Origin of the sequence: Allobosea sp. CS1GBMeth4, assembly GCF_900185715.1 — a bacterium.
Taxonomy (GTDB): Bacteria; Pseudomonadota; Alphaproteobacteria; order Rhizobiales; family Beijerinckiaceae; genus Allobosea.
In genome coordinates, this window is record NZ_FYAS01000007.1 from 144,584 (window position 1) to 168,480 (window position 23,897).

The 23,897-nt window shown below is 69.2% G+C and carries 23 protein-coding genes; 10 read left to right on the forward strand and 13 right to left on the reverse strand.

Features of this window, described 5'->3' with window-relative positions; all coding sequences use genetic code 11:
* Positions 1 to 90: 90 nt before the first annotated feature.
* Genes CS1GBM4_RS04060 through CS1GBM4_RS04070 form a run of 3 tightly spaced genes read right to left on the reverse strand, consistent with a single transcriptional unit; the run spans position 91 to position 2,959 of the window.
* Positions 91 to 975, reverse strand: a complete 885-nt coding sequence (locus CS1GBM4_RS04060) for an NAD(P)-dependent oxidoreductase (protein ID WP_186417405.1) — start codon at positions 973 to 975, stop codon at positions 91 to 93.
* Positions 972 to 1,754 (reverse strand): enoyl-CoA hydratase/isomerase family protein, encoded by a 783-nt coding sequence (locus tag CS1GBM4_RS04065; protein WP_186417406.1) that lies wholly within the window; start codon positions 1,752 to 1,754, stop codon positions 972 to 974. The genes CS1GBM4_RS04060 and CS1GBM4_RS04065 overlap by 4 nt, the downstream gene beginning before the upstream one ends.
* 11 nt (positions 1,755 to 1,765) lie before the next feature.
* Positions 1,766 to 2,959, reverse strand: coding sequence for a CaiB/BaiF CoA-transferase family protein (locus CS1GBM4_RS04070; RefSeq protein ID WP_186417407.1), 1,194 nt, complete (start codon positions 2,957 to 2,959; stop codon positions 1,766 to 1,768).
* 222 nt (positions 2,960 to 3,181) lie between these two features.
* Between CS1GBM4_RS04070 and CS1GBM4_RS04075 the strand changes: the two genes are divergently transcribed.
* From CS1GBM4_RS04075 to CS1GBM4_RS04085, 3 genes are all read left to right on the forward strand, one after another.
* Positions 3,182 to 4,009, forward strand: a complete 828-nt coding sequence (locus tag CS1GBM4_RS04075; protein WP_186417408.1) for a phosphogluconate dehydrogenase C-terminal domain-containing protein — start codon at positions 3,182 to 3,184, stop codon at positions 4,007 to 4,009.
* Positions 4,010 to 4,330: 321 nt separating this feature from the next.
* Positions 4,331 to 4,963: a pyridoxamine 5'-phosphate oxidase family protein gene (locus CS1GBM4_RS04080; protein WP_186417409.1), complete on the forward strand. Its 633-nt coding sequence runs from the start codon at positions 4,331 to 4,333 to the stop codon at positions 4,961 to 4,963.
* A gap of 27 nt (positions 4,964 to 4,990) precedes the next feature.
* A complete protein-coding gene (locus tag CS1GBM4_RS04085; protein WP_244607040.1) occupies positions 4,991 to 5,389 on the forward strand; it encodes a winged helix-turn-helix domain-containing protein in 399 nt (132 codons plus the stop codon).
* Positions 5,390 to 5,393: 4 nt separating this feature from the next.
* On the opposite strand, the gene modC is transcribed toward CS1GBM4_RS04085, so the two are convergent.
* From modC to CS1GBM4_RS04110, 5 genes are all read right to left on the reverse strand, one after another.
* Complete coding sequence (modC, locus tag CS1GBM4_RS04090; protein WP_186417410.1) at positions 5,394 to 6,485, reverse strand: molybdenum ABC transporter ATP-binding protein; 1,092 nt, start codon at positions 6,483 to 6,485, stop codon at positions 5,394 to 5,396.
* Positions 6,482 to 7,180: a molybdate ABC transporter permease subunit gene (modB, locus tag CS1GBM4_RS04095; RefSeq protein WP_186417411.1), complete on the reverse strand. Its 699-nt coding sequence runs from the start codon at positions 7,178 to 7,180 to the stop codon at positions 6,482 to 6,484. Before modB ends, modC begins: the two co-directional genes overlap by 4 nt.
* Before the next feature lie 10 nt (positions 7,181 to 7,190).
* Positions 7,191 to 7,997 (reverse strand): molybdate ABC transporter substrate-binding protein, encoded by an 807-nt coding sequence (gene modA, locus CS1GBM4_RS04100; RefSeq protein WP_186417412.1) that lies wholly within the window; start codon positions 7,995 to 7,997, stop codon positions 7,191 to 7,193.
* 702 nt (positions 7,998 to 8,699) lie between these two features.
* Positions 8,700 to 9,554, reverse strand: coding sequence for a 3-mercaptopyruvate sulfurtransferase (gene sseA, locus CS1GBM4_RS04105; protein WP_186417413.1), 855 nt, complete (start codon positions 9,552 to 9,554; stop codon positions 8,700 to 8,702).
* Between the two features lie 49 nt (positions 9,555 to 9,603).
* Positions 9,604 to 10,320 carry an alanyl-tRNA editing protein gene (locus tag CS1GBM4_RS04110; RefSeq protein ID WP_186417414.1) on the reverse strand — a complete coding sequence of 239 codons (717 nt, stop codon included), beginning with the start codon at positions 10,318 to 10,320 and terminating at the stop codon, positions 9,604 to 9,606.
* A 269-nt stretch (positions 10,321 to 10,589) separates the two neighbouring features.
* On the opposite strand from CS1GBM4_RS04110, the gene CS1GBM4_RS04115 reads away from it, so the two are divergent.
* Positions 10,590 to 11,396, forward strand: a complete 807-nt coding sequence (locus CS1GBM4_RS04115) for an SDR family NAD(P)-dependent oxidoreductase (protein WP_186417415.1) — start codon at positions 10,590 to 10,592, stop codon at positions 11,394 to 11,396.
* Positions 11,397 to 11,427: 31 nt separating this feature from the next.
* Here CS1GBM4_RS04115 and aac(3) read toward each other — a convergent pair whose 3' ends face one another.
* Positions 11,428 to 12,261: an aminoglycoside 3-N-acetyltransferase gene (gene aac(3), locus CS1GBM4_RS04120; RefSeq protein WP_186417416.1), complete on the reverse strand. Its 834-nt coding sequence runs from the start codon at positions 12,259 to 12,261 to the stop codon at positions 11,428 to 11,430.
* An 11-nt stretch (positions 12,262 to 12,272) separates the two neighbouring features.
* Complete coding sequence (locus CS1GBM4_RS04125) at positions 12,273 to 13,730, reverse strand: deoxyribodipyrimidine photo-lyase (RefSeq protein ID WP_210201524.1); 1,458 nt, start codon at positions 13,728 to 13,730, stop codon at positions 12,273 to 12,275.
* A 140-nt stretch (positions 13,731 to 13,870) separates the two neighbouring features.
* On the opposite strand from CS1GBM4_RS04125, the gene CS1GBM4_RS04130 reads away from it, so the two are divergent.
* Positions 13,871 to 14,461: a DUF2345 domain-containing protein gene (locus CS1GBM4_RS04130; RefSeq protein WP_186417417.1), complete on the forward strand. Its 591-nt coding sequence runs from the start codon at positions 13,871 to 13,873 to the stop codon at positions 14,459 to 14,461.
* A gap of 63 nt (positions 14,462 to 14,524) precedes the next feature.
* On the opposite strand, the gene CS1GBM4_RS04135 is transcribed toward CS1GBM4_RS04130, so the two are convergent.
* On the reverse strand, positions 14,525 to 17,710 hold the full coding sequence (locus CS1GBM4_RS04135; protein ID WP_186417418.1) for a multidrug efflux RND transporter permease subunit: 3,186 nt from the start codon (positions 17,708 to 17,710) through the stop codon (positions 14,525 to 14,527).
* 130 nt (positions 17,711 to 17,840) lie between these two features.
* Positions 17,841 to 18,974, reverse strand: coding sequence for an efflux RND transporter periplasmic adaptor subunit (locus CS1GBM4_RS04140; protein WP_186417419.1), 1,134 nt, complete (start codon positions 18,972 to 18,974; stop codon positions 17,841 to 17,843).
* A 251-nt stretch (positions 18,975 to 19,225) separates the two neighbouring features.
* Between CS1GBM4_RS04140 and gatB the strand changes: the two genes are divergently transcribed.
* The 4 genes from gatB (at position 19,226) to CS1GBM4_RS04160 (ending at position 22,728) form a co-directional block, all read left to right on the forward strand.
* Complete coding sequence (gene gatB, locus CS1GBM4_RS04145; RefSeq protein WP_186417420.1) at positions 19,226 to 20,704, forward strand: Asp-tRNA(Asn)/Glu-tRNA(Gln) amidotransferase subunit GatB; 1,479 nt, start codon at positions 19,226 to 19,228, stop codon at positions 20,702 to 20,704.
* A gap of 160 nt (positions 20,705 to 20,864) precedes the next feature.
* The gene (locus CS1GBM4_RS04150; RefSeq protein ID WP_186417421.1) at positions 20,865 to 21,371 is read left to right on the forward strand and encodes a GNAT family N-acetyltransferase; all 507 of its coding nucleotides are present in this window, start codon (positions 20,865 to 20,867) and stop codon (positions 21,369 to 21,371) included.
* A 31-nt stretch (positions 21,372 to 21,402) separates the two neighbouring features.
* Positions 21,403 to 21,888 (forward strand): GNAT family N-acetyltransferase, encoded by a 486-nt coding sequence (locus tag CS1GBM4_RS04155; protein ID WP_186417422.1) that lies wholly within the window; start codon positions 21,403 to 21,405, stop codon positions 21,886 to 21,888.
* A 132-nt stretch (positions 21,889 to 22,020) separates the two neighbouring features.
* Complete coding sequence (locus tag CS1GBM4_RS04160) at positions 22,021 to 22,728, forward strand: glutathione S-transferase N-terminal domain-containing protein (RefSeq protein WP_186417423.1); 708 nt, start codon at positions 22,021 to 22,023, stop codon at positions 22,726 to 22,728.
* 128 nt (positions 22,729 to 22,856) lie between these two features.
* On the opposite strand, the gene CS1GBM4_RS04165 is transcribed toward CS1GBM4_RS04160, so the two are convergent.
* Entirely contained in the window at positions 22,857 to 23,231 is a 375-nt protein-coding gene (locus CS1GBM4_RS04165; protein ID WP_186417424.1) for a DUF2147 domain-containing protein, read from the reverse strand.
* A 362-nt stretch (positions 23,232 to 23,593) separates the two neighbouring features.
* On the opposite strand from CS1GBM4_RS04165, the gene CS1GBM4_RS04170 reads away from it, so the two are divergent.
* Positions 23,594 to 23,863, forward strand: coding sequence for a sel1 repeat family protein (locus tag CS1GBM4_RS04170; protein WP_244607041.1), 270 nt, complete (start codon positions 23,594 to 23,596; stop codon positions 23,861 to 23,863).
* Positions 23,864 to 23,897: the final 34 nt, after the last annotated feature.

Below are 23,897 nucleotides of genomic sequence, written 5' to 3' on the forward strand. Positions count from 1 at the left end.
GAGCGCGACGCCCTTCGATGGATTCCGGAGCTGCGTCGCTGCGCGGCTTGTCCGGAATGACGCGCGACTTGGATGGAAAGCTTTGAATTCTCAATGCGCTCCGCTCTCTACCTCCGGCAGCACCTCGAGCACCGCGATCGCATCGAGCTCGCTGTGGCCCTGCGCCACCAGCATCCGGTAGAGCGTCGTCGCCTGCGCCACCATCGGCATGGCGAGGTGGTGCTCGCGCCCGGCCTCCATCAGCATCTCCAAGTCCTTCAGCACTTGCCTCGCATAGCCCTTCGGGGCGAAGTCGCGCGCGACCATGCGCGGCATCATCGCCTGCAGCACCGCCGAATTGCCGAGGCCGGGCGCCAGCGCAGCCGGGATCTTGTCGGCATCGACGCCATAGGCCTCGGCCAGCCGCAGCGATTCCGCCACGACGACGTAGTTGGTCAGGCACAGCGCCTGGTTGACCAGCTTGGTCGCCTGGCCGGCGCCGACCACGCCCATATGCGTGAACAGGCCGAGGCTTTCGGCCAGCGGCCGCACCTGCGCGATCGTCTCCGGCGCGCCGCCGGCCATGATCGCGAGCTTGCCGGCCTCAGCCGCGGGCGGGCCGCCGGAGACAGGCGCATCGATGAAGCCGATGCCGGCTTCCGCCAGCGCCGCGGCGAGCGCCTTGGTCACGCCAATCTCGGTCGTCGAGAAGTCGATGACGATGGCGCCGGGCCGTGGCTTCGCGGAGAGGATGCCAGCTTCGCCTGTTATCACCGCCTGCACCGCCTTGGTGGTGGTTACGGCGATGCAGACGGGATTGGCCCGCTCGGCGACCTCGGCCGGGGAGGCGGCGAGGGCGACGCCGAGCGCTTCGGCCTCGGCCCGCCGGGCCGGGTCGAGATCGTAGCCGACGACGCTGCGGCCGGTCGCGATCAGGCGCTTGCAGAAGCCAGCGCCCATCAGCCCGAGTCCGATGAAGCCGATGGTCTCGCTCATTTGCCCTGCCAGTTCGGCGTGCGCTTGCCGAGGAAGGCCTCCATGCCCTCGCGGAAATCGGCGCTGGTGTAGCAGAGGGCGACGAGGTCGTCGCCGTCGACATCGGCGCTCGCCGCCTGGGTCAGCCGGCGCAGCGCCTCCTTGGTGGCGCGCATGGTCAGCGGGGCGTGGCCGCGGATCGTTTCCGCCAGCTCCTTCACCCGTGTCATCAGCGCGGGATGGTCGGCGACGAGCTCGTTGTAGAGGCCGACGCGGTGGCCTTCCTCGGCCTCGACCAGCCTCGCGGTGAAGATGATGTCCTTGACGCGGGCCGGGCCGAGCAGGCTGGCGAGCCGGGCGTAGTTCGCCATCGACAGGCAATTGCCGAGCGTGCGCGCCACCGGGAAGCCGAAGCGGGCCGATCGGGTGGCGATGCGAAGGTCGCAGGCGCAGGCGATCGCCGCGCCGCCGCCGGTGACCGCTCCGGCGATCGCCGCGATGGTCGGGACCGTGCAGCTCTCGATCGCGGTGATCACCCGCTCGATCCGGTTCTCGTAGGCGAGGGCGTCCTCGGCGCTCCTGAAGGCGCGGAACTGGGCGATGTCGGTGCCGGCGGCGAAGGCCTTGTCGCCGGCGCCGGTGACGACGATCACCTTCGGCGCGCCGTGTTTCTCGGGATTGCCGAGGATCTCGGCCAATCCCTCGTACATGGCGAAGGTCAGGGCGTTGCGCGCCTGCGGCCGGTTGAGCGTCACCGTGCCGACCCCGTCGGCGACGTCGTAGAGGATCTCGTCCGTCATCCCAAAACCTTTCAGATCGCGCCTTCGGCCCGGAGGCCGGCAATGGCCGTCTCGTCATAGCCGAGTTCGGCGAGGATTTCGTCGTTGTGATCGCCGGCGTCGGGCGTCGGCGTCGCGATGCCGGCAGGCGTGCGCGACAGGCTGACCGGCTCGCCGACGACACGGATGTCGCCGAGCTTGGGATGTCGGACCGGCTGCGCGATGCCGAGGTGCTGCACCTGCGGATCCTCGAACACCGCGTCGACCGAGTAGATCGGCCCGGCCGGCACCGACGCCGCCTCGAACGCCGCGAGCCAATGGGCGCTGTCCTGCGTCGTCAGGATCTCCTCGAGCAGCACGCGCAGCTGCGGCCGCGCCGCGAAGCGCTTCTCCATGCTGTCGAAGCGCGGATCGCCGGCGAGCTCCGGACGGCCGATCGCGCCGCAGAAGGAGCGCCAGTGCCCCTCGGCGCCGACGCCGAGATTGATATGGCCGTCGCGCGTCGCGTAGACGCCCATCGGCGTCGCATAGGGGTGGTCGTTGCCCGCCTGCGGCGGCACCTTGCCCTCGACCAGATAGCGCGCCACCTGGAAATCCATCATGCCGATCTGGGCCTCGAGCAGCGAGGTCTGCACCCATTGCCCCTTCCCCGAGACGGCACGCTCCTGCAGCGCGACCAGCGCGCCGATCGCGCCATAGAGCCCGGCGGCGGAATCGGCGACGGCGATGCCGGCGCGCACCGGCCCCTGGCCGGGCAGGCCGGTGACCGACATCATCCCGCCCATGCCCTGGGCGATCTGGTCGAAGCCGGCGCGCAGGCGATAGGGCCCGCTCTGGCCGAAGCCCGAGATCGAGACCAGGATCAGGCGCGGGTTGAGGGCGTGCAGCGTCTCGAAATCGAGGCCGAGCCGCTCCTTCACATCGGGCCGGAAATTCTCGACCAGCAGGTCGGCGCCGGCGATGAGCCGGCGCAGGATCGCCCTGGCCGGCTCCTTCTTCAGGTTGAGCGTCAGGGAGCGCTTGTTCCGGTGCAGATTCTGCATGTCGTAGCCATGCCGCGGCCCGCTCATGTTCTCGTTCGGATCGAGCCCCGGCGGGCTTTCGATCTTGATCACGTCGGCGCCGAAATCGGCGAAGATGCGGGCGCAGGTCGGCCCGGCCCGCACGCGCGTCAGATCGAGCACGCGCAGGGTTTCGAGAGCGGTGGAGGGGGTCGGGCGAGGCATGGCGTTCCGGCAGGCGTGTTCGGGGCGCCGACTATCCCGTCAACGTCCGGAAGCGTCAATCATCAGCCTGGTCTTGCATGCAAGGTCGACGGGCGGGGCATGCGTCCGCCGGAGGGCGGGCAGACGCGGGCGAGGGGATCCGGCGTTGACGTCTGGCAGCAGGGCTTGCGAGCTTGTCGGGGACTGCGGCGCTGACCGGCGCGCGAACCCGGGAGGAAGACGATGACGGTGGTCGCCCTGTTCGGCGCCGGCGGCAAGATGGGCATGCGGCTCGGCCGCAACCTCGCCCGCTCGCGCTTCGAAACACGCCATGTCGAGGTGAGCCCGGCCGGCCGCGACCGGGTCCGCGAGGCCTTGGGCGTGGCCTGCGTCGAGCCGGAAGCGGCGATCGCCGGCGCCGCGGTCGTGATCCTGGCGGTGCCGGATACCGCTGTCGGCGCGGTCGCGCGCGAACTCGTGCCGAAGCTCGCCGCGGGGACGATCGTCGCCATCCTCGACGCCGCGGCGCCTCATGCCGGGCATCTGCCCGAGCGCGCCGACATCACCTATTTCGTCACCCATCCCTGCCACCCGCCGATCTTCAACGACGAGACCGACCCGGCGGCACGGGCCGATCATTTCGGCGGGATCGCGGCGAAGCAGCACATCGTCAACGCGCTGATGCAGGGGCCGGAGGCGCATTACGCCCTCGGCGAGGAGGTGGCGCGGGCGATCTGGGCGCCGGTGATGCGCTCGCATCGCGTCACCGTCGCGCAGATGGCGATCCTCGAGCCCGGTCTCTCCGAGACTGTCTGCGCCACGCTGCTCGACGCGATGCGCGAGGCGATGGAGGAGGCGATCGCCCGCGGCGTGCCGCGCCAGGCCGCGCATGACTTCCTGCTCGGCCACATGAACATCCTGGCGGCCGTCACGTTCGGCGAGGTCCAGGGCGTCTTCTCCGACGCCTGCAACAAGGCGATCGTCTTCGGCAAGGAGACGATCCTGAAGCCCGACTGGAAGCGCCTGTTCGAGCCGCAGGAGATCGCCGACAGCGTGCGGCGCATCACGTGAAATGCACTGGGCCGTCCCGGGCAACTGGAGGAACCCACACCGTCATTCCGGGGCGCCGCGAAGCGGCGAGCCCGGAACCCATGACCATTGTCGCTGGGGCAGGAGGGGTGTCGAATGCCGCGCTCCTGGAGGCGATCGTTGTGTTCGTGGGTTCCGGGCTCAGATCTGCCGCCTGACCCGGAATGACGGTGTGGTTCTGTCTGAAACCCGGGCGTGCTCAGGCATGGATCCGGCTCGTCGCTGCGCTTCGGCCCGGATGACTCGGAGCGATGACACCGGCTATCAAGGGGCGCCGGCTGCTGCCCGGGAATGGAGATTGTGATGACGCTTGCCGAAAAGCCGCACGCGACGGTCGACGACGCGGCGCAGCTGCGTTCGTTTCTCGGCGAGGTGCACCCGCTCGCGGAGAAGAAGGTGCTCGACCGGCTCGACCGGTTCTGCCGCGATTTCATCGCGCTCTCGCCCTTCCTCGTCCTGGCGAGCGCCGACAGCGAGGGCCGGGCAGATGCCAGCCCGCGCGGCGACGGCCCCGGCTTCGTGCAGGTGCTCGACGACCGGACGCTGCTGATTCCCGACCGGCGCGGCAACAACCGGGTCGATTCCTACGGCAATGTCCTGGGCGCGCCCGGCGTCGGCCTGATCTTCTTCGTGCCGGGCATCAACGAGACGCTGCGCGTCAACGGCCGGGCGCGGCTGACCACCGACGCCACGCTGCTGGCGCCCCTGGCCATGCAGGAGAAGGCGCCGAAGCTCGGCCTGATCGTCTCAGTCGAGGAAGCCTATTTCCATTGCGGCAAGGCGCTGATCCGCTCGAAGCTGTGGGCGCCGGAGTCGCAGGTCGAGCGCGGGAGCTTCCCCAGCCTCGGCCGCGTCGTTGCCGAGCAGACCAGGGCGATCGACCCTACCGAAGCCGACGCCAATGTCGAAGAGGGCTACCGCACGCGGCTCTACTGAGCGTTGCGGGGCGACGGAGGACTGCCCTTGTCAAAGGCCGATCGGCCCCTGCCGGCCACGCGCTTCAGTTTCCGGCTCGACTTCTCGCCGGGCGGGCGTCTCGGCCCCGGCAAGGTGCAACTGCTGGAATCGATCTGCGAGACCGGCTCGATCTCGGCCGCCGGCCGCGCGATGAAGATGTCCTATCGTCGCGCCTGGCTGCTGGTCGACGATCTCAACCGCATTTTCCGGGTACCGCTGGTCGAGGCCCAGCCCGGCGGGGCCAAAGGCGGCGGCGCGCATCTCACCGCGCTCGGCCGCGAGGTCGTCGCCCATTACCGCGCGATCGAGGCGAAGGCGCTGGCGGCCGGTGCCGCCGAGATCGCGGAACTGCGCGCCGCGATTTCGCCGACCGCGCCCGAGCGCGAGCCCGGCAGGAAGGCCTGAGCGCTCACGGCGTATCGATCGAGACGCTCTTGATCACGGCATAGACCGCGCTGCCGGGGGCGAGCCGCAATTGCTCCGCCGATTTCGCCGTCAGGCGGGCGAGCAGGCCGGCGCCGTTGCAATCGAGCCTCACCTCGAGCGCGGCGCCGTCGCCATGCCGGCCGCCGATCGCGGAGACGGTTCCCGGCAGGACGTTCAGGGCGCTGATCTCGTCGAGCGGCCTGAGGCTGAGCATCACGTCCCTGGCGAGGATGCGCACGCGCAGCTGCGCTCCTTCCGGCACGCTGCGCCGCGCGATCTGCAGCGGCCCCATCGGCGTCTGCAGGATCGTCAACCCGTGTTCGGGCTCATGACGCAGGACGCGGGCCTCGATGATCGCGCCGGCTTCCGGGGCGCTCGAGAGGATCGGTATGTCGGGGCGGGACATGAGCTCGGCAGTCGGCCCGCTCATCGTCACCCGGCCCTGGTCGAGGATGACGAGATGCGTCGCGAGCCGTGCCACCTCGGCGATCGAGTGCGAGACATAGACGATCGGAATGCCGAAGCCGTCGCGCAGGCGCTCGATATGGGGCAGGATCTCGGCCTTGCGCTGCTCGTCGAGCGAAGCGAGCGGCTCGTCCATCAGGAGCAGGCCCGGCTTCGCCAGCAAGGCACGGCCGATCGCGACGCGCTGCTTCTCGCCGCCGGAGAGCGTGCCGGGGGCTCTGTGCAGCAGATGGCCGATGCCGAGCAGGTCGAGCACGTCGTCGAGCCTACTGCCGCGATCCTCCGTCCTGGGAGCGAACCAGCGACCATAGAGCAGGTTCTGCCGCACCGTCAGATGCGGGAACAGCCGCGCCTCCTGGAAAACATAGCCGATGCGACGCCGATGTTTCGGCACGAAGATGCCGGCCGCGCTGTCGACCATCACCCGCCCGTCGACGACGACGCGGCCGGCCTGCGGCCGGATCAGGCCCGATATCACGTTGATGAGCGTGGTCTTGCCCGAGCCCGAGCGCCCGAACAGCGCCGTCAGGCGCCCGTTCGAGGCGAAGGCGGCGTCGAGCGCGAAGGCACCCAGCCGATGCCTCGCGGAGACCTCGACGACGGCGCTCATGCGACGGGTAGCCGGCGCCCGACCAGCCGCGCCAGCAGTTCCGACGCCAGCAGCGCCGCGACCGAGATCGCGATCGAGATCAGGGTGAGGCGCATCGCGCCGGCATCGCCGTCGGGGACCTGGGTGAGGGTGTAGATCGCCGAAGGCAGGGTCTGCGTCTCGCCAGGGATGTTGGAGACGAAGGTGATGGTCGCGCCGAATTCGCCCATCGCCTTGGCGAAGCAGAGGATCATCCCTGCGAGGATGCCGGGCAAGGCGAGCGGCAGCGTTACCGTCAGGAACACCCAGAACGGGCCGGCGCCGAGCGTTCCCGCCGCATCCTCGAGCTTGCGGTCGATCGCCTCGATCGAGAGCCTGATCGCCCGGACCAGCAGCGGAAAGCCCATCACCGCGCAGGCGAGCGCGGCGCCCGTCCAGCGGAACGACAGGACGATGCCGAACCAGTCGTCGAGGACCTGGCCGATCGGCCCGCGCCGGCCGAAGCCGATCAGCAGGAGGTAGCCGGTGACGACCGGCGGCATGATCAGCGGCAGATGGATGAGCGCGTCGAGCAGCGACTTGCCCCAGAAGCGTCCGCGCGCCAGCAGCCAGGCGACCGCGAGCCCGGGCAGCAGGCTCGCCAGCATGGCGGTGGTGGCGACGACCAGGCTGAGGCGGACAGCCGTCCATTCCTGCGGCGACAGCCAGTCGCTCACGAGCGATCTCTCACGAGGACGAGGCCGGCTTGTTCAGCACCGTGAAGCCCTGCTTCTCGAAGCTGCCCTTGGCGCCGCTGCCACGCAGATAGGAGAGGAAGCCCTGCGCGTCCGGATTGCCCGACTCCCGGGTGATGGCGACGGGATAGACGATCGGCGGATGGCTCTCCTCCGGGAAGGTCGCGACCACCTTGACCTTCGGGTCGGCGGCCGCGTCGGTGGCGTAGACGATGCCGAGCGGCGCTTCGCCGCGCGAGACCAGCAGCAGCGCGGCGCGGACATTGTCGGCCTGGGCCAGCTTGTCCTTGACCTTGTCCCAGCCGCCGAGCTTCTCCAGCGCCGCCTTGCCGTATTTGCCGGCCGGCACCGACTCGACATTGGCCATGGCGAGCCGGCCGGAGCCTAGCACGGCGGCGAGGTCGACGCCGGGGGTGAGCGCCACCGCGGTCCTGGCGTCGGCGGGCGCGATCAGCACGATCCGGTTGGCGAGCAGGCTGACCCGGCTGTCGGGTCTGATCAGGTTCTTCCTCTGCGCGTAGTCCATCCAGTCCAGGTCGGCCGAGAGGAAAAGATCGGCCGGCGCGCCCTGTTCGAGCTGCTTCGCCAGCACATTGCTCGCCGCATAGGAGATCTTCGGCGCCGGCCTGCCGCTGTCCTTCGCCCAATTGCCCGCCGCCTCGTCGAGCGCGTTCTTCAGGCTCGCCGCGGCGAAGATCACCAGATCCTTGCCCTGGCCGAGGGCCGGGCCGGCCAAGGTGGCGCTGCCGATCAGCAGCACCGCAGTGAAACCCAGGAGGTGGCGGCGGTTCGATCGCATGAGGCCCTCGCTGCGGCATTTCGCTATGTGCGAATGAATATAGCGGCGGGCGACCAAAGGTCGAGTCCGATCGCCGCCGGCTGGGTAAGGTTGCCCAATGGGCGTGGCCGATCAAATGCCGCCCGCATCCGGTGCAACGGAACATCGCTGCGACGGTTGCGGGCGCGGCTGGGTTGCATGCGATGGGCAGCCCCGGCGCACTCCCATTGCCCACCGCCGGCTGCCACCGCCTGGGCCCGCAAAGAAAAAGGCCCACGCCGGAGCGCAGGCCCAAGTCTAGGGAGGAAACGCCCAAGGAGGGCGCCACAGCATCGCTGCTGCGGTGCACAGGACATAGGATGCCCCCGATCGAGCCGCAAGGGGGAAGGGACAGCAGGGCTGACCTTAATTTGGGCAAAGTGCGGTTTTTCGCGCCGATCTCGCGGAATCGCGCGAACCAAAAGGCGCGTGAGGCGAAACGCCGCGGGGAGAACGTTTGCCGAATCCGATTCTTCGCATGCGGGTGGCTTGCTGCCCGATGCGGGATTCTCTGCCGACCCGGGCGCCAGCCCATTTGCGACAGCACGCCTCGCGCCGGCATCCCGCGCTGCAACAAGCCGGCGGCCGGAGTTCCGGTCGAGGCGCAGAGGTTCGGCGGCGCCGGATCGCCGCGACCCGTGCGCTCGATAGGGCGATCGCCGAACCGGCCGGGTCGGTCAGCGATCAGGGCCCCGCCGGTCCGGTCGCGACCGGGCGCTCGCTCGCGCCCCATTCGGCCCAGGAGCCGTCATAGATCGCGCGTGCCGGCTTGCCGATCGACTCGAGCGCCGTCGACAGGATGACCGCCGACACGCCGGAGCCGCAGGTGGTCAGCACCGGGCGGTCGAGATCGACACCGGCGTCGCGGAAGGCGGCGACGATCGCCTCCGGCGCCTTGAGCTTGCCGTCCGCCACCAATGCGGAGGAGGGCAGGTTGAGCGCGCCCGGCATGTGGCCGGAGCGCAGGCCGGCGCGGGGCTCTGCCGCCTCGCCGCGGAAGCGGTCGGCCGGGCGGGCGTCGACCACCTGGATCGCGCCGCTCTCCAGCGCCCGCGCCACGTCGTCGATGTCTGCGACGGCGGAATGGTCGAGCCTCGCGGTGAAGCTGCGCGGCTTGCGCGGCTTCGGCGCTCCGTCCTCGACCGGCCGGCCTTCCGCCAGCCATTGCGGCATGCCGCCTTCCAGGATCACCACGTCCTTCGCGCCGAAGGTCTGGAAGGTCCAGCGCACCCGCGGCGCCGAGAACAGGCCGAGCCCGTCATAGACGACGATGCGCATGCCGTCGCCGATGCCCATGGCGCCGACCGCGGCGGCGAAGGCATCCGGCCGCGGCAGCATGTGCGGCAGATTGGAGCCCTCGTCCTTGATCACGTCGATGTCGAAGCGCACCGCGCCGGGAATGCGCTGCTGCGCGTATTCGGCGTTGGCGTCGCGCCCCTGCGCCGGCAGGTAGAACGAGCCGTCGAGGACGACGATGTCCGGCGCGTCGAGCCGCTCGGCCAGCCACTGGGTTGAGACGAAGATGTCGGGGCGGGTCATGCGCGGTTCCTCGGAAGTCAAGTCGTTACGGGATGTTCTGGCAGGAAACTCAGGAGAGCGCGATGCGCACGCGCCGGTTCTGCTTGCCCTTCTTCTCGACATCGGTGACCACGACCGCGCCGATCTCGGCGGTGTTGCGCACATGCGTGCCGCCGCAGGGCTGCAGGTCGATGCCCTCGATCGAGACCAGCCGGACCCGGCCCGAGCCCCGCGGCGGCTTGACCGACATGGTCTTGACCAGCCCGGGATTGGCGTCGAGCTCCGCGTCGGTGATCCAGCGCTCGGTGATCGCCGCGTTCTTTGCCACCAGCGCGTTGAGCTTCTCGGTCAGCTCGGCCTTGTCGAGCCCGCCTTCCGGAATGTCGAAATCGAGGCGACCGTCGCCGTCGCCGATCGCGCCGCCGGTGACGGGGTAGGGCAGCACGACGCTGAGCAGGTGCAGGGCCGTGTGGATGCGCATGCGCTTCAGCCGGCGCTCCCAGTCGAGCTTCGCCGTGACGCTTTCGCCGGCGGAGAGCGGAGCCTGCCCTTCGAGCGGGACGTGCAGGACGCGGCTCTTGTCCTCCGGGTCGTAGATCGCCGTGCCGATCGCGACCTGCGTGCCGTCGGCCCGGACCAGCACGCCGGCATCGCCCGGCTGGCCGCCGCCGGTGGCATAGAATACGGTCCTGTCCAGCGCGATGCCGCCGCGCTCGTTGACGGCGACGACGGTCGCGGGCGTCTCGGTCAGGTAGGCGTCGGCCCGGAACAGCAATTCGGTCGGCATCGCGATCTCCTTCGCCAGAGCCGGATTCGATCGGATTGCGCAATCCGACCGGGTGGATCCGTCTCTCACTTTCAGACAAGGCCGTTCCGATCCGCCTGCGATGCAAGCCGATCGGGTCAGGCCCCTGTGCTTATCGCAGGCCGGCGCGGGCCGGAAAAGCCGGTGGAGGGCGCGGCAGGGACGCGGCCGGCGGGGCTTCCGCCGCGGCGCCGGCCTGTCTAGGGTCCGGTGCAGACTGCCGAGGCGCCGGCCGGAGGATCGCCCGAGACATGACCATGCCGCGCAAACGGCCAGAAGGCGTCGCCTGGGTGACCGGCGCGAGCTCCGGCATCGGCGCGGCCGTGGCGCTGGAGCTGGCGCGCCGGGGCTGGACGGTCGCCGCCACCGCTCGTCGGCTCGATCGGCTGGAGGCGCTGGCGCTGGGAGCTGCCGGGCTGCCGGGGCGGATCGTCGCGCATGCCGGGGACGTCTCCGATGCCGCGGCGATGGCCGCCATCGTCGACGTCATCGAGAGCGTGCACGGGCCGATCGCGCTCGCCTTCCTCAATGCCGGCCTCGCGCCCCGGAGCGGGCCGGGCCTGATCGATGTCGCGGCTTTCGAGCAGGCCTTCGCGGTCAACCTGATGGGTATCGTCTGCGGCGCTGCCGCCGTCGCCGAGCGTATGGCGGCGCGCGGCGAGGGGCGGATCGCGGTCAACGCCTCGCTGGCCGGCTCTCGCGGCCTGCCCGGGGCCGCGGCCTATGGCGCGTCGAAGGCGGCCGCGATCCATCTCTGCGAAGCGCTGAAATTCGATTGCGACCGGCTCGGCATCCGCCTGCAGCTGGTCAATCCCGGCTTCGTCGACACGCCGATGACGCAGGCCAACCGCTTCCCGATGCCGTTCCTGCTGCCGCTGGACGAGGCCGCCTCGCGCATCGTCGACGGATTCGCCAGAGACCGCTTCGAGATCACCTTTCCGCGCCGCCTCGCCTGGCTGGTGAAGGCGATGCGGCTCCTGCCTTACCCGGTCTATTTCTGGGCGGTTCGCCGGATGGCCGGAGGCCATCGCGGCGGGCGCCGCGAGGAGGCGGCGTAGCGACCCGGCGCCCGCGACGGCCGCGTGCGGATCACGCGCCGGGCGCGCCGAAGCGGCGCTCGAGCCAGCTTACGCCGAAGTCCGTGATCGCCGCGGCCTCGACCAGCACGGAGCGGGCGGCGCCGACCAGGCCCTGACGGCCTTGGCCAGCCGCGAGGAAGTCGCTCACGACCGTCGCGAAATAATCCTCGGCGAGTCCCGCGACGATCGGATCGCCGGTGTCGAACTCTTCGATCGGGCACCAGAGCGCTCCCGCCGGCGTCGCCAGCGGCACCTCGATCCGCCTGATGCGCTTGCCGGGAATGCGGGCCAGATGCTCGGCATGGTGCAGCAGGGTCAGCGTGTCGAGCGGCGCGCCGAGCAGCAGCACCTTGCCGCCGGTCTCGACCAGCTTCGCGAAGGGCGAGCCTTCGCCATAGCCGTAGTCGAGCGGATGATCGGCGGTGAACCAGTCGGCCTTCGCGCCGAGCGCGACCACCGAGGCGCCGGGATTGCCGCTGCGCCGCGCCCCGGGCGTCGTCCGCAGGGATTCCGGCAGCACGCCATTGTCGCGGATCGCCCGCGAACGCTGTGGATCGAAGGGCGGGACATGGTCGCGCCATAGCGGCGGCACGCGTCCGTCCGCGTCCATCAGCTCTTCGTAGCGCGCCTCCCAATCCGCATAGGCGAGGACGGTACCGTTCGAGCCGACGGCATCGCGGAGCGCCGCGACGACCGTGTCGGGGCCGTCGAGGAGGCGGCCGACCTTGCTGACCGCGGCGTGGACCATCACCGCGTCGCCCGGATCGATGCCGAGGCTGGCGAGGTCGGCGGCGAGCGCCGCGCGGCTGACGAATGGCGCGCGAGGGGCTGAGGCGGAGGTCATGGAGGGCGTCGTCATTCCGGCCTGAGTGTCGAGAAGGCGTCGAGCGCGCGCCGACGCCCGGCATCGAGCGCGACGATCGGCCTCGGATAATCCCGGCCGAGGACGATTCCCGCTCGCGCCAGGGCGTCGGCCGGCGCCTCCCAGGGACGATGGACGACTCTGGCGTCGAGCCCCGTCAGTTCCGGCACGAAGCGCCGGACATAGGCGCCGTCGGGATCGAATTTCTCGCCCTGGATCACCGGGTTGAAGACCCGGAAATAGGGTGCCGCATCGGCGCCGCAGCCGGCGATCCATTGCCAGCTCGCCGGATTGCTCGCCGGGTCCGCATCGACCAGCGTATCCCAGAACCAGGCTTCTCCGGCGCGCCAGTCGCTCAGCAGATGCTTGATCAGAAAGGAGGCCGTGATCATCCGGACCCGATTGTGCATCCAGCCGGTCTGCCAGAGCTCGCGCATGCCGGCATCGACGATCGGATAGCCGGTCCGCCCCGCCCGCCAGGCGGCCAGCGCGGCCGCGTCGTTCAGCCACGGCATCGCGTCGAAGCGCCGGTCGAGATTGTCCTCGGCGAGGTCGGGGTTGTGGAACAGCAGGTGATAAGAGAATTCGCGCCAGCCGAGCTCGGCGAGGAACTTCTCGACGTCGCCGGCCGAGCCCGGCGTCCGCCCCGCCGCCAGCGCCGCCTGGAGCGCATGCCAGATCTGGCGCGGGCCGATCTCCCCGAAGCGCAGATGCGGCGACAGCCGCGACGTCGAGGGCCGGTCGGGCCGGTCGCGTCCGTCGCGATAGCCGTCGAGCGCGCCGTCGAGGAAGCCGGCGAGACGCTTGCGCGCGCCGTCCTCGCCCGGCGACCAGGTTGCGCGCAAGCCGCCGGCCCAGTCCGGCGCGGTCGGTTCGAGCGCGAGATCCGCGACAGTGAGGGCCTGCTCGCGCAGCGCAGGCGGCAGCGCCGCCCTGGTCAGTGCTGCAGGCGCGGGGAGCGGAGCCGCCGGCTCGCCGCAATCGCGTGCGGCCCGCCAATAGGGCGTGAACATCCTGAAGGGCCCGCCGGCCTTCGTGGTCACCTGCCAGGGCTCGTTGAGCAGGCCGGCGTTGAAGCTTTCGACGCTGGCGCCCGCCGCAGCGAGCGTCGCCTTGAGCGACTTGTCGAGGGCGATCGCCGCGCCGTCATAGCGCCTGTTCCATAGGACATGACGGCAGCCGGCGAGTTCGACGAGAGCCGGCAACAGTTCGGCCGGACCGCCGCGCAGGATCAGCAACTCGCCGCCCTTCGCCGCGATCGCCTCGGACAGCGCCGTCAGCGAGCGCGACAGCCACCAGCGCGCGGCGGCGCCGATCGGCCTGCGCTCGGCCGAGCTGTCGAGGATGTAGAGGCAGATGAGCGGGCCGTGGTCGAGCGCCGCTTGCAGGGCCGGATTGTCGGCAAGGCGCAGATCGTCGCGAAACCAGAGCAGGGCAGGGCGTGCGGTCACTCGGGAAGCCTTGTCGATGCGATGCTCTCTGGATGTGACGCAGCGGACTCGGTGTCGCGACGCAAAGGGATAGCGGCACCGTGACGCGTCACGGTCGGTGTTAGATTGTGTCGGCCAGCCACAAAAGAAGGGGCACAGTCATGGCGACGCCGGAGGTCGACGCGCTGAGCCGGCGGATCGCCGTGCTCGAGGCGCAGCTCGCCGCCTTGCTGCAGGCGGTCAATGTCGGGCGCGGCGGCGCCCTCGCCATCACCGCGCCGGCCGGGCTGTCGATCACCGCCGGCGGCAGCTGCACGATCAATGTCGGGGCCGAACTGGTGCTGACGGTCGGCAGCAATTTCCGCACGGCGGTCGGATCGGCCTATGTCGTCAATGTCGGCGCCGGCATGCGGGCGAGCGCCGGCACCAGCATCGGCCTCAGCGCCGGCACGGCGCTCGGATTGAACGCCAATCGCGAGATCTCCCTGGCGACCCGCGCCTTCGAGGTCGCGGCGTCGGTCAGCATCGATCTCGACAGCAGCAGGGATTTCGCCATCGCCGCCGGCAAGGCGCTGGTGGCGAAGGCCGCCGACGGCGTCCTCCTCGACGCCGGCTCGGCGGAGCTCGCCCTGAAGAAGGACGGCTCCGTCGATCTCAAGGGCAAGGACGTGACGATCCGGGCGAGCGGCAAGATCAGCGCGACCGCGAGTTCGGATGTCGTGATCAAGGGCGCGAAGATCCGGCAGAACTGAGCCGCGCCGGCAGGCCGCGCCTGAAAGAAGCCCCGCCACGGCAGTGGCGGGGCTGTGGCGCCGTCAGTGCGCCTGGGGCGCTGCGTGTTTCGGTTCCGCCGGCTTCTTCTGGCTGCCGAGCCCGGCGAGCCAGCGCACCACAACATAGAACACCGGGGTGAACAGCAGGCCGAAGGCAGTGACGCCGATCATGCCGGAGAACACCGCGACGCCGAGCACCTGACGCATCTCCGCGCCGGCGCCGATCGAGGTGGTCAGCGGCAGCACGCCGAGGATGAACGCGAGCGAGGTCATCAGGATCGGCCGCAGCCGGGTCCGCGCGGCGGCGATCGCGGCGTCGCGCCGGCTCATGCCCTCGTCCTCCGCCTGCTTGGCGAACTCCACGATCAGGATCGCGTTCTTCGCCGCGAGGCCGACGAGCACGACGAGGCCGATATCGACCAGCACGTTGCGGTCGAAATCCTTGTAGCCGACGCCGACCATCGCAGCGAGGATGCACATCGGCACGATCAGGATGACTGCGAGCGGCAGCGTCCAGCTCTCGTAGAGAGCGGCCAGCAGCAGGAAGACGAAGACGACGGCGAGGCCGAAGGCGATGATCGCGGTGTTGCCCGCGAGCTTCTCCTGCAGCGCGATCTCGGTCCATTCGAAGCCGAAGCCGGCCGGCAGAACCTTCTGCGCGATCTGCTCCACTGCCGCGATGCCCTGGCCGGTCGAATAGCCGCGCGCCATCGACAGCTGCACCTCGGCGGCCGGGTAGAGGTTATAGCGCGGCACGCGATAGGCGCCCGTGGTGTCGGAGAAGGTCGCGACCGAGCCGATCGGCACCATCTCGCCGTCGGCGTTGCGCGTCTTCAGATCGGCGACGTCGCGGATGTCGAGCCGGTTCGGATTGTCGGCCTGTGCCGTGACCCGGAAGGTGCGGCCGAGAATGTTGAAGTCGTTGACATAGGCGGAACCCATGTAGATCGACAGCGTCTCGAACACGCGCGTCACGGGGACGCCGAGCATCTCGGCCTTGGTGCGGTCGATGTCGGCGTAGATCTGCGGCGTCCTGGTCGAGAACAGGGTGAAGGGCTGCTGGATGCCGGGGGACTGGCCCGCCGTTCCGGCCACCGCCCAGGTCGCGCCTTCGAGCGCCTGCAGGCCCTTGCCGCCGCGATCCTGGACGTAGCCCTTGAGGCCGCCGCCGGTGCCGATGCCGGGAACCGCCGGAGGTTCGATGATCAGCGCGAAGGCCTCGCCGATCCCGAACAGCTGGGTGCGCAGGTCGTTGAGGATGCCCTGGGTGGTCAGACCCTGCTTGGCCCGCTCCTTGAAGTCGGTGAGCGTGACGAAAGCGACGCCGGCATTCGGCGCGAGCGTGAAAGTCGCGCCGTCGAGGCCGGCGAAGGCGACGGCGTGCGCCACGCCCGGGCGCGACAGCAGGACCTCGGTCGCCTTGCGGAGGACCGCGTCCGTCCGTGGCAGGGAGGAGCCGGGCGGCAACTGGAAGACGGCGATGAAATAGCCGCGGTCGAGCTGCGGCACGAGACCGGTCGGAATTGCCGCGAGCCGTTGGCCGGCGACCGCGATCAGGCCGGCATAGACCAGCAGCATCACCACGCCGATGCGGATCAGGCGCGAGGTCACCGCGCCATAGCCGCGCGAGAGCCAGTCGAAAGCCTTGTTGAAATACTTGAAGAACCAGCGCAGCGGCGCCGTGAGCGTCGCCAGGAAGCCGGTCGGCTCGGCATGGCTGTGCGGCTTCAGCAGGATCGCCGACAGGGCCGGGGACAGCGTCAGCGAGACGAAGCACGAGATCGCCGTCGAGGCTGCGATCGTCACCGCGAACTGCTGGTAGAACGTCCCCTGCAGGCCGGTGATGAAGGCGGTCGGGATGAACACGGCGCAGAGCACGAGGGCGATCGCCAGCAGCGCGCCGCCGACCTCGTCCATGGTCTTGTGCGCGGCGTCCACGGCGCTCATGCCCTGCGCCAGATAGCGCTCGACGTTCTCGACCACGACGATCGCGTCGTCGACGACGATGCCGATCGCCAGCACGAGCGCCAGCAGCGAGATCGTGTTGAAGGAGATCCCGACCGCGCTCATGATCAGGAAGGTGCCGACCAGCGAGACCGGAATCGCGATGATCGGGATGATCGCGGCGCGCCAGGTCTGAAGGAACAGGATCACCACGATCACCACGAGCGCGATCGCCTCGAGCAGCGTCGTGACCACGGCCGAGACGGATTCCCTGATGAACTCCGTCGGGTTGTAGACGATGGTGTGCTCGACGCCGGCCGGGAAGCTCTTCGACAGCTCCTGCATCGTCTTGATGAGCGCGTCCGAGGCGGCGAGCGCATTGGTGCCGGGACGCTGGAAGACGCCGATGGCGACGGCTTCCTTGTTGTCGAGATAGGAGTTCGACAGATAATCCTGCGCGCCGAGCTCGACGCGCGCGATGTCGCGCACGCGGATCGTGCCGCCATCGGCGTCCGAGCGGACGACGATGTTGTAGAACTCGTCGACGCTGGTCAGACGCCCGAGCGTGTTGACCGAAAGCTGGAAGGCGCCGTCCGAGGCTGCCGGCGGCTGGTTGATCGCGCCCGCCGCGACCTGGATGTTGGCGGCCCGGATCGCGGCGACGACGTCGCCGGCGGTCAGGTTGCGCGCCGCCACCTTGGCCGGGTCGAGCCAGACACGCATCGAATAGTCGCGTGCGCCGAAGACCTGGACGTTGCCGACGCCCTCGACGCGGGTCAGCACGTCCTTGACGTTGAGAGTCGTGTAGTTCGAGACGTATTGCTGGTCGCGCGAGCCGTCCGGCGAGAGCATGTGGATGACCATCAGGAAGTCCGGCGAGGCCTTGCGCACCTGCAGGCCGAGCGCGCGCACCTCCTGCGGCAGGCGCGGCTCGGCCGCCGAGACCCGGTTCTGTACGAGCACCTGGGCCTGGTCGACATCGGTGCCGGCCTTGAAGACGACGTTGATCGTGACGCGCCCGTCGCCGGTCGACTGCGACGAGATGTAGAGCATGTCGTCGACGCCGTTGACCTCCTGCTCGATCGGCGCCGCCACTGTCGAGGCGACGACCTCGGCCGAGGCGCCGGGATAGCTCGCCGAGATCGTGACGGTCGGCGGCGCGATCTCGGGATATTCGGCGATCGGCAGGGTGCGCAGCGTGATGGCGCCGGCGATCGTCAGCAGCACCGAGAGGACGGTCGCGAAGATCGGCCGGTCGATGAAGAAATGGGCGAAGCGGAACATGCGATGGTCCTGGCCGTAGGCAATTCCACGACGATGGAGACTTGGGTCTCCGTCCGGAATCGCGGCGAACACGAAGGCTTGGGCAGGGCGGACGGAGAGACCGTCCGCCCTCGACGCCGCCGTCAGGCGGTCACTTGGCGGCGGCCGCCTTGATCTCGGTCGGCTGCGGCGTCACCGCCACGCCGGGCCGCACCATCGGATTGGCGATGCCGGTCACGATCACCTTGTCGCTCGGCGTGAGCCCCTTGGTGATCACGCGCAGGCCGTCGGTGATCTGGCCGAGCTGCACCGGCTTCGGCACCACCTTGTTCTCCGGCCCGACCGTCAGCACGATCTTGTTGGCCTGATCGGAGACGATGACCGAATCCGGCACCAGCAGGGCGTCGGCCTCGCCGGCGAAGAGTCGCAGCCGCCCGAAGGTTCCCGGAGTGAGCAGCCCGTCGGGATTGGGGAAGACGGCGCGGGTGCGGATCGTCGCGGTCCGGGCGTTCAGCGCATTGTCGACGAAGTCGATCTTGCCTTCGCGGTCCCATTTGGTTTCGCTCGAAAGCCGCACGCGCACCGGGGTCCCTGGCTTCCGCAGATCCTGCGACTGCGTATAGCGCAGATAGTCGGCCTCCGAGGCGTCGAAGACGAACCTGATCGGATCGACCGCGACGATCGTCGTCAGCAGAGTCGCGCCCGACTGGCCGCCGGAGATCAGGTTGCCGGGATCGACGCGCCGGTTCGAGACCCGGCCGGCGAGCGGCGCGCGCACCTGAGTCCATTCCAGGTTGAGTTCGGCCGTCTTGAGATTGGCCTCGGCCGCCTGCTGGCTGGCGATCGCGCTGTTGAGGTTGGCGCGGCGCTGGTCGATGTCGCGGGCGGTGATGGTGCGGTTCTGCGTCAGCCCCTCGGCGCGCTCGACCTCGTTCTGGGCGAGCTCGACCTGCGCCTTGGCGCGCGCCACCTCGGCCCGCGCCGCGTCGACAGCGAGCTTGTAGGGGCGCTGGTCGACGGTGAACAGCAGGTCACCGGATTTGACGAGGTCGCCGTCGCGGAAATGCACAGATTCGACGAAGCCCGAGACGCGGGCGCGCACGTCGACCTGCTCGCTCGCCTCGAAGCGGCCGGTGAATTCGTCCCAATTGGTGACGCGCTTCGCCAGCGGCGTCGCGACGGTGACGGGCGGGGCCGGCGGTGCGCCCTGCGCGAGCGCCTCGGCGGACAGGACCGGGAGCAGGGCCGCCAGAGCGATGAAGGCCCGGCTGGAGCGGCGGATCATGTGAAACTCCGAAAATGCGGGCGCGGCGCAACCTTCACGGTTTCCGGCCGAATGCGCAACAACCCCATCCCGCTGACGATTGTCAAGTTTCTTCACTCGACATTTTGCGGCAATTTTCATCGGCGATCGGCCGCAACAGCCGCGCGGCGGCTCCGAACCGGGGCAACAGATGCTTGCTGGCGGCGGGCCGAAGTTCTACCTGAGGGACGCGCGCGACCGCGTCAGCAGCAACACCTGATGGAAGCCACCCGATGAATGCGCATGTCCGCCCCGCCGATCCGAAGAAACTGATCAAGGGCGCGACCGGCGACTGGGAGGTCGTGATCGGCCTCGAGATCCACGCCCAGGTCACCTCCAACGCCAAGCTGTTCTCGGGGTCCTCGACGGCGTTCGGCGGCGAGCCGAATGCCCATGTCAGCCTGGTCGACGCGGCGATGCCGGGCATGCTGCCGGTGATCAACGAGGAGTGCGTGCGCCAGGCGGTCCGCACCGGGCTCGGCCTCAACGCGAAGATCAACAAGCGCTCGGTCTTCGACCGCAAGAATTATTTCTACCCCGACCTGCCCCAGGGCTACCAGATCAGCCAGTACAAGCATCCCGTCGTCGGCGAGGGCGAGATCGCGGTCGACCTGTCGCCGACCGAGCAGATCAGCGTCGGCATCGAGCGGCTGCATCTCGAGCAGGATGCCGGCAAGTCGATGCACGATCAGCATCCGACCATGAGCTTCGTCGACCTCAACCGCTCGGGCGTGGCGCTGATGGAGATCGTCTCCAAGCCCGACCTGCGCTCGGCCGAAGAGGCCAAGGCCTATGTCTCCAAGCTGCGCACCATCCTGCGCTATATCGGCTCCTGCGATGGCGACATGGAGAAGGGCAATCTGCGCGCCGACGTCAACGTCTCCGTCCGCAAGCCGGGCGAGCCCTTCGGCACGCGCTGCGAGATCAAGAACGTCAACTCGATCCGCTTCATCGGCCAGGCGATCGAGGTCGAGGCCCGCCGCCAGATCGGCATCCTCGAGGACGGCGGCGTGATCGACCAGGAGACCCGGCTCTACGACCCCGCCAAGGGCGAGACGCGCTCCCTGCGCTCGAAGGAGGAGGCGCACGACTACCGCTATTTCCCCGATCCGGACCTGCTTCCGCTCGAATTCGACGATGCCTTCGTCGCCGATCTCAAGATGCACCTGCCCGAGCTGCCGGACGCCAAGAAGGCGCGCTTCATCGCCGAGTACGGGCTTTCGCCCTATGACGCCTCGGTGCTCGTCGCCGAACGCGACCAGGCCGACTATTTCGAGGCCGTGGCGAAGGGCCGCGACGGCAAGGCCGCGGCCAACTGGGTGATCAACGAATTGTTCGGCCGTCTCAACAAGGAAGGCAGGGAGGTCTCCAGCTCGCCGGTCTCGGCGGCCCAGCTCGGCGGCCTGGTCGACCTGATCGGCGAGGGCGTGATCTCCGGCAAGATCGCCAAGGACCTGTTCGAGATACTCTGGACCGAAGGTGGCGATCCGCGCGCGATCGTCGAGGCCCGCGGCATGAAGCAGGTCACCGACACCGGCGCGATCGAGAAGGCCGTCGACGAGATCATCGCCGCCAACCCGGACAAGGTCGAGCAGGTCAAGGCCAAGCCGACCATGCTGGGATGGTTCGTCGGCCAGGCGATGAAGGCCTCGGGCGGCAAGGCCAATCCGCAGGCGCTGAACGAGATCCTGAAAGCCAAACTGGGGATTTAACGCTGAACCACTCCGTCATCCCGGCCGCAGCGCAGCGGAGCGCCGGGATCCATCGTAGGGAACGGAGCTCTACGATGGATCCCGGAGCGGCGCGGCTTCGCCGCTTGTCCGGGATGACGTGGAGGCTGGGGCGCCGATCGCCCTGTGACCGAGCCGTGCGATGACACCCGGCGGTCTGATCATCCGCGATGCCGTCGCCGCCGATCTGCCGGCCGTCCGCTCGCTCCTGGTCGAGACCTGGCACGACACCTATGACGGCATCTATGGCTGGCAGCGGGTCGCGCAGATCACCAATGCCTGGCACTCGCTCGATGCGCTCGCGGCCCAGCTCGGCCGCGACAGCGGCGTCTTCCTGATCGCGCTGCTGGGCGAGGAGATCGTCGGCACCGCCTCGGCCCGGCGCGAGCCGGACCGCGCCATCATGCTGACGCGGCTCTACGTCGCGCCGGCGCGGCAGGGCGAGGGGATCGGGCGCACCCTGCTGCAGGTCGCGCTCGCCTGCTTTCCCGATGCGCCGGTGGCGCGGCTCGAGGTCGAAAGCCAGAACGAGCTCGCCATCGCCTTCTACGAGCGCATGGGCTTCTTCCTGCAGCGCCAGGCCCGCTTCGACGGCCGCGAGGACACGCCGAACACGCTGATCATGGCCAAGCGCCTGGTGACGATCTGAGGCGCCTGGCGGATACCGAACGGAGACGACGATGACCGAGGCGACCATCCCTGCCGCCGTGACCCTGCGCGAGGCGCGCCGCGACGATGTCGCCAGGATCGCGGCCCTGATCATGCTCGGCGCCGCGAAGCAGACGCGCACGGCGGAGGAGATCGCGCAGGAGGCGGCGCATCCGGCCTATCTCGACGCCTTCGACGAGGTCGCTGCCAGCGCTCACGACACGCTCTTCGTCGCCGAGCTCGACGGCGCGGTGGTCGGCACCTTGCAGGTCACGCTGATCCCCGGCCTGATCAATCGCGGCCGCAAGCGCGCCAAGCTCGAGAGCGTCCACGTCGATCCGGCCCTGCGTGGCCGGCGCATCGGCGAGGCCATGGTCGCCCACGCCCTGGAGTTCGCCCGCCGGAACGGCGCCGGTCTGGTCGAGCTGACCTCGAACAAGTCGCGCGAGGCCGCGCATCGCTTCTATCGCCGCCTCGGCTTCGATCAGAGCCATGAGGGCTTCAAGCTGGAGCTGTGACGCCCGCCAGCGGGAGCGCCAGCCTGTTCACGGCATGGCGAACCTGCTCGCGGCGCGCGGCGGCGGTGCTTACGCCGGGGCCGCCGCGAGCCTAAATCTGCCGTCGACCCGCAACGACGCGAGGATTGGGACATGGCAGCAACGCAGGGCAAGCCGATCGACCTCTATTACTGGCCGACGCCGAACGGCTGGAAGATCACCATCATGCTCGAGGAGACCGGGCTGCCCTACAAGGTGATCCCGGTGAACATCGGCAAGGGCGACCAGTTCAAGCCGGACTTCCTGGCGATCTCGCCCAATAACCGCATGCCGGCGATCGTCGATCCCGAGGGCCCGGGCGGAAAGCCGATCTCCGTCTTCGAATCCGGCGCGATCCTGCAATATCTCGGCCGCAAGACCGGCAAGTTCTATCCGAGCGACGAGCGCGCCCGCGTCGCGGTCGAGGAATGGCTGTTCTGGCAGATGGGCGGCTTCGGTCCGATGCTCGGCCAGACCCACCATTTCCGCATCTATGCGCCGGAGAAGGTGCCTTACGCGATCGAGCGCTACACCAACGAGGCGAACCGCCTCTACGGCGTGCTGAACCGCAGGCTCGAGGGCCGCGACTATATCTGCGGCGACTATTCGATCGCCGACATGGCCTGCATCGGCTGGGCGCGCGGCTGGGAGCGCCAGGGCCAGGACATCGCCCAGTTCCCGAATGTCGGGCGCTGGATCGACACCATGCTCGCTCGCCCGGCGGTCCAGCGCGGGCTCAAGGTCGCCGAAGAGCTGCGCAACCCGGCCGGGATCAGCACGCCGGAGGAGAAGGCGATCCTGTTCGGCCAGAAGGCGCGCTGAAGCGCCGACTGGGCATTGCCGTCATGCTCGCCCTTGTGGCGAGCATCCACGTCTCGAACACCGCATTTGCTCTTGAAGTGAAGACGTGGGTGGTCGGGACAAGCCCGACCATGACGCGGGGTGTGCGATCAATTGCTGCGCGACCACTTCACCGAGCGGCAGATCAGCCCGCCGAGCACGCAGCCGGCCGTCGTCAGCGTGTCGCCCGAGAGCGACATCGTGCCGGAATAGGTCTTGCCGTCCTCCGGGTTGAAGGCGCTGCCGTTCCACTTGCCGCCGCCGGCCGGTTTCATGTCGTAGAAGATGCGCTGGCCGAGCTTGGCCGGCCCGCTCGTATCCTTGAGCCAGGAGATGGTGCCGCACATCGCGTCGCCGCATTTGGCGAAGCGCACCTTGGAGGCGCCGGTGTCGCGCAGCCAGGTGCCGGCGACGTCCTGCGCCGACGCCGGCAGGGCCCAGGCGAGCAGCAGGCCGGCGGCAATGATGGTCGGGCGAATGGTCATGGCGTTCCTCCTCGGTGGCGGCGATCTCTGTCGCCTGGATCGTTCAGATGTAAACCATATCCGAAGCCGCTTCGCCTTCCAAGAGACCTCCCTGCAAGCCGCCGGCGGCCGGGATGACCCTGCGGCAGGGTGAACGGCCGGTTGACGCGCCTTCCGGCGTCGATTCTCGAATGGCTTGAAATCCTTGCGTAATTCGGCGTGCGAGGCTGAATCGAATCTTGCTTTAACCGCTCGTTTGCGACTCGTTGAGCTTCGATTCATCGCGAATTTTAGCGGGTTCTTTTACCGCTGGGACCGACCTTCTCCTCACAAGCCGCGGCCTCCAGACGGGCCGGCATCGAAGGAAAACAGGGAGAGTTGTCATGGCACGCATGGAAATGAGCGCGATCCCGGCCTCGCTGGCGATCCCGATGGAAGCCTCCGCCGACGCCTATTACGAGCTCGGCCTGATGCACGCCTCCGGCCGCTCCGGCCCGGTCGATCTGGTCGCGGCGCAGACCTGGTTCAACGTCGCCTTCGCCAAGGGCTGCGCCCGCGCCGCCTCGCATCGCAGCGAGCTGGCGCTCGAGATGAGCCGCGACGAGGCCGCCGAGGCGCTGCGCGAGGCGCGCCGGTTCCTGACCCGGCACTGAGGTTCAGGCCGGCCATCCAGCCTTGTGGCACGGG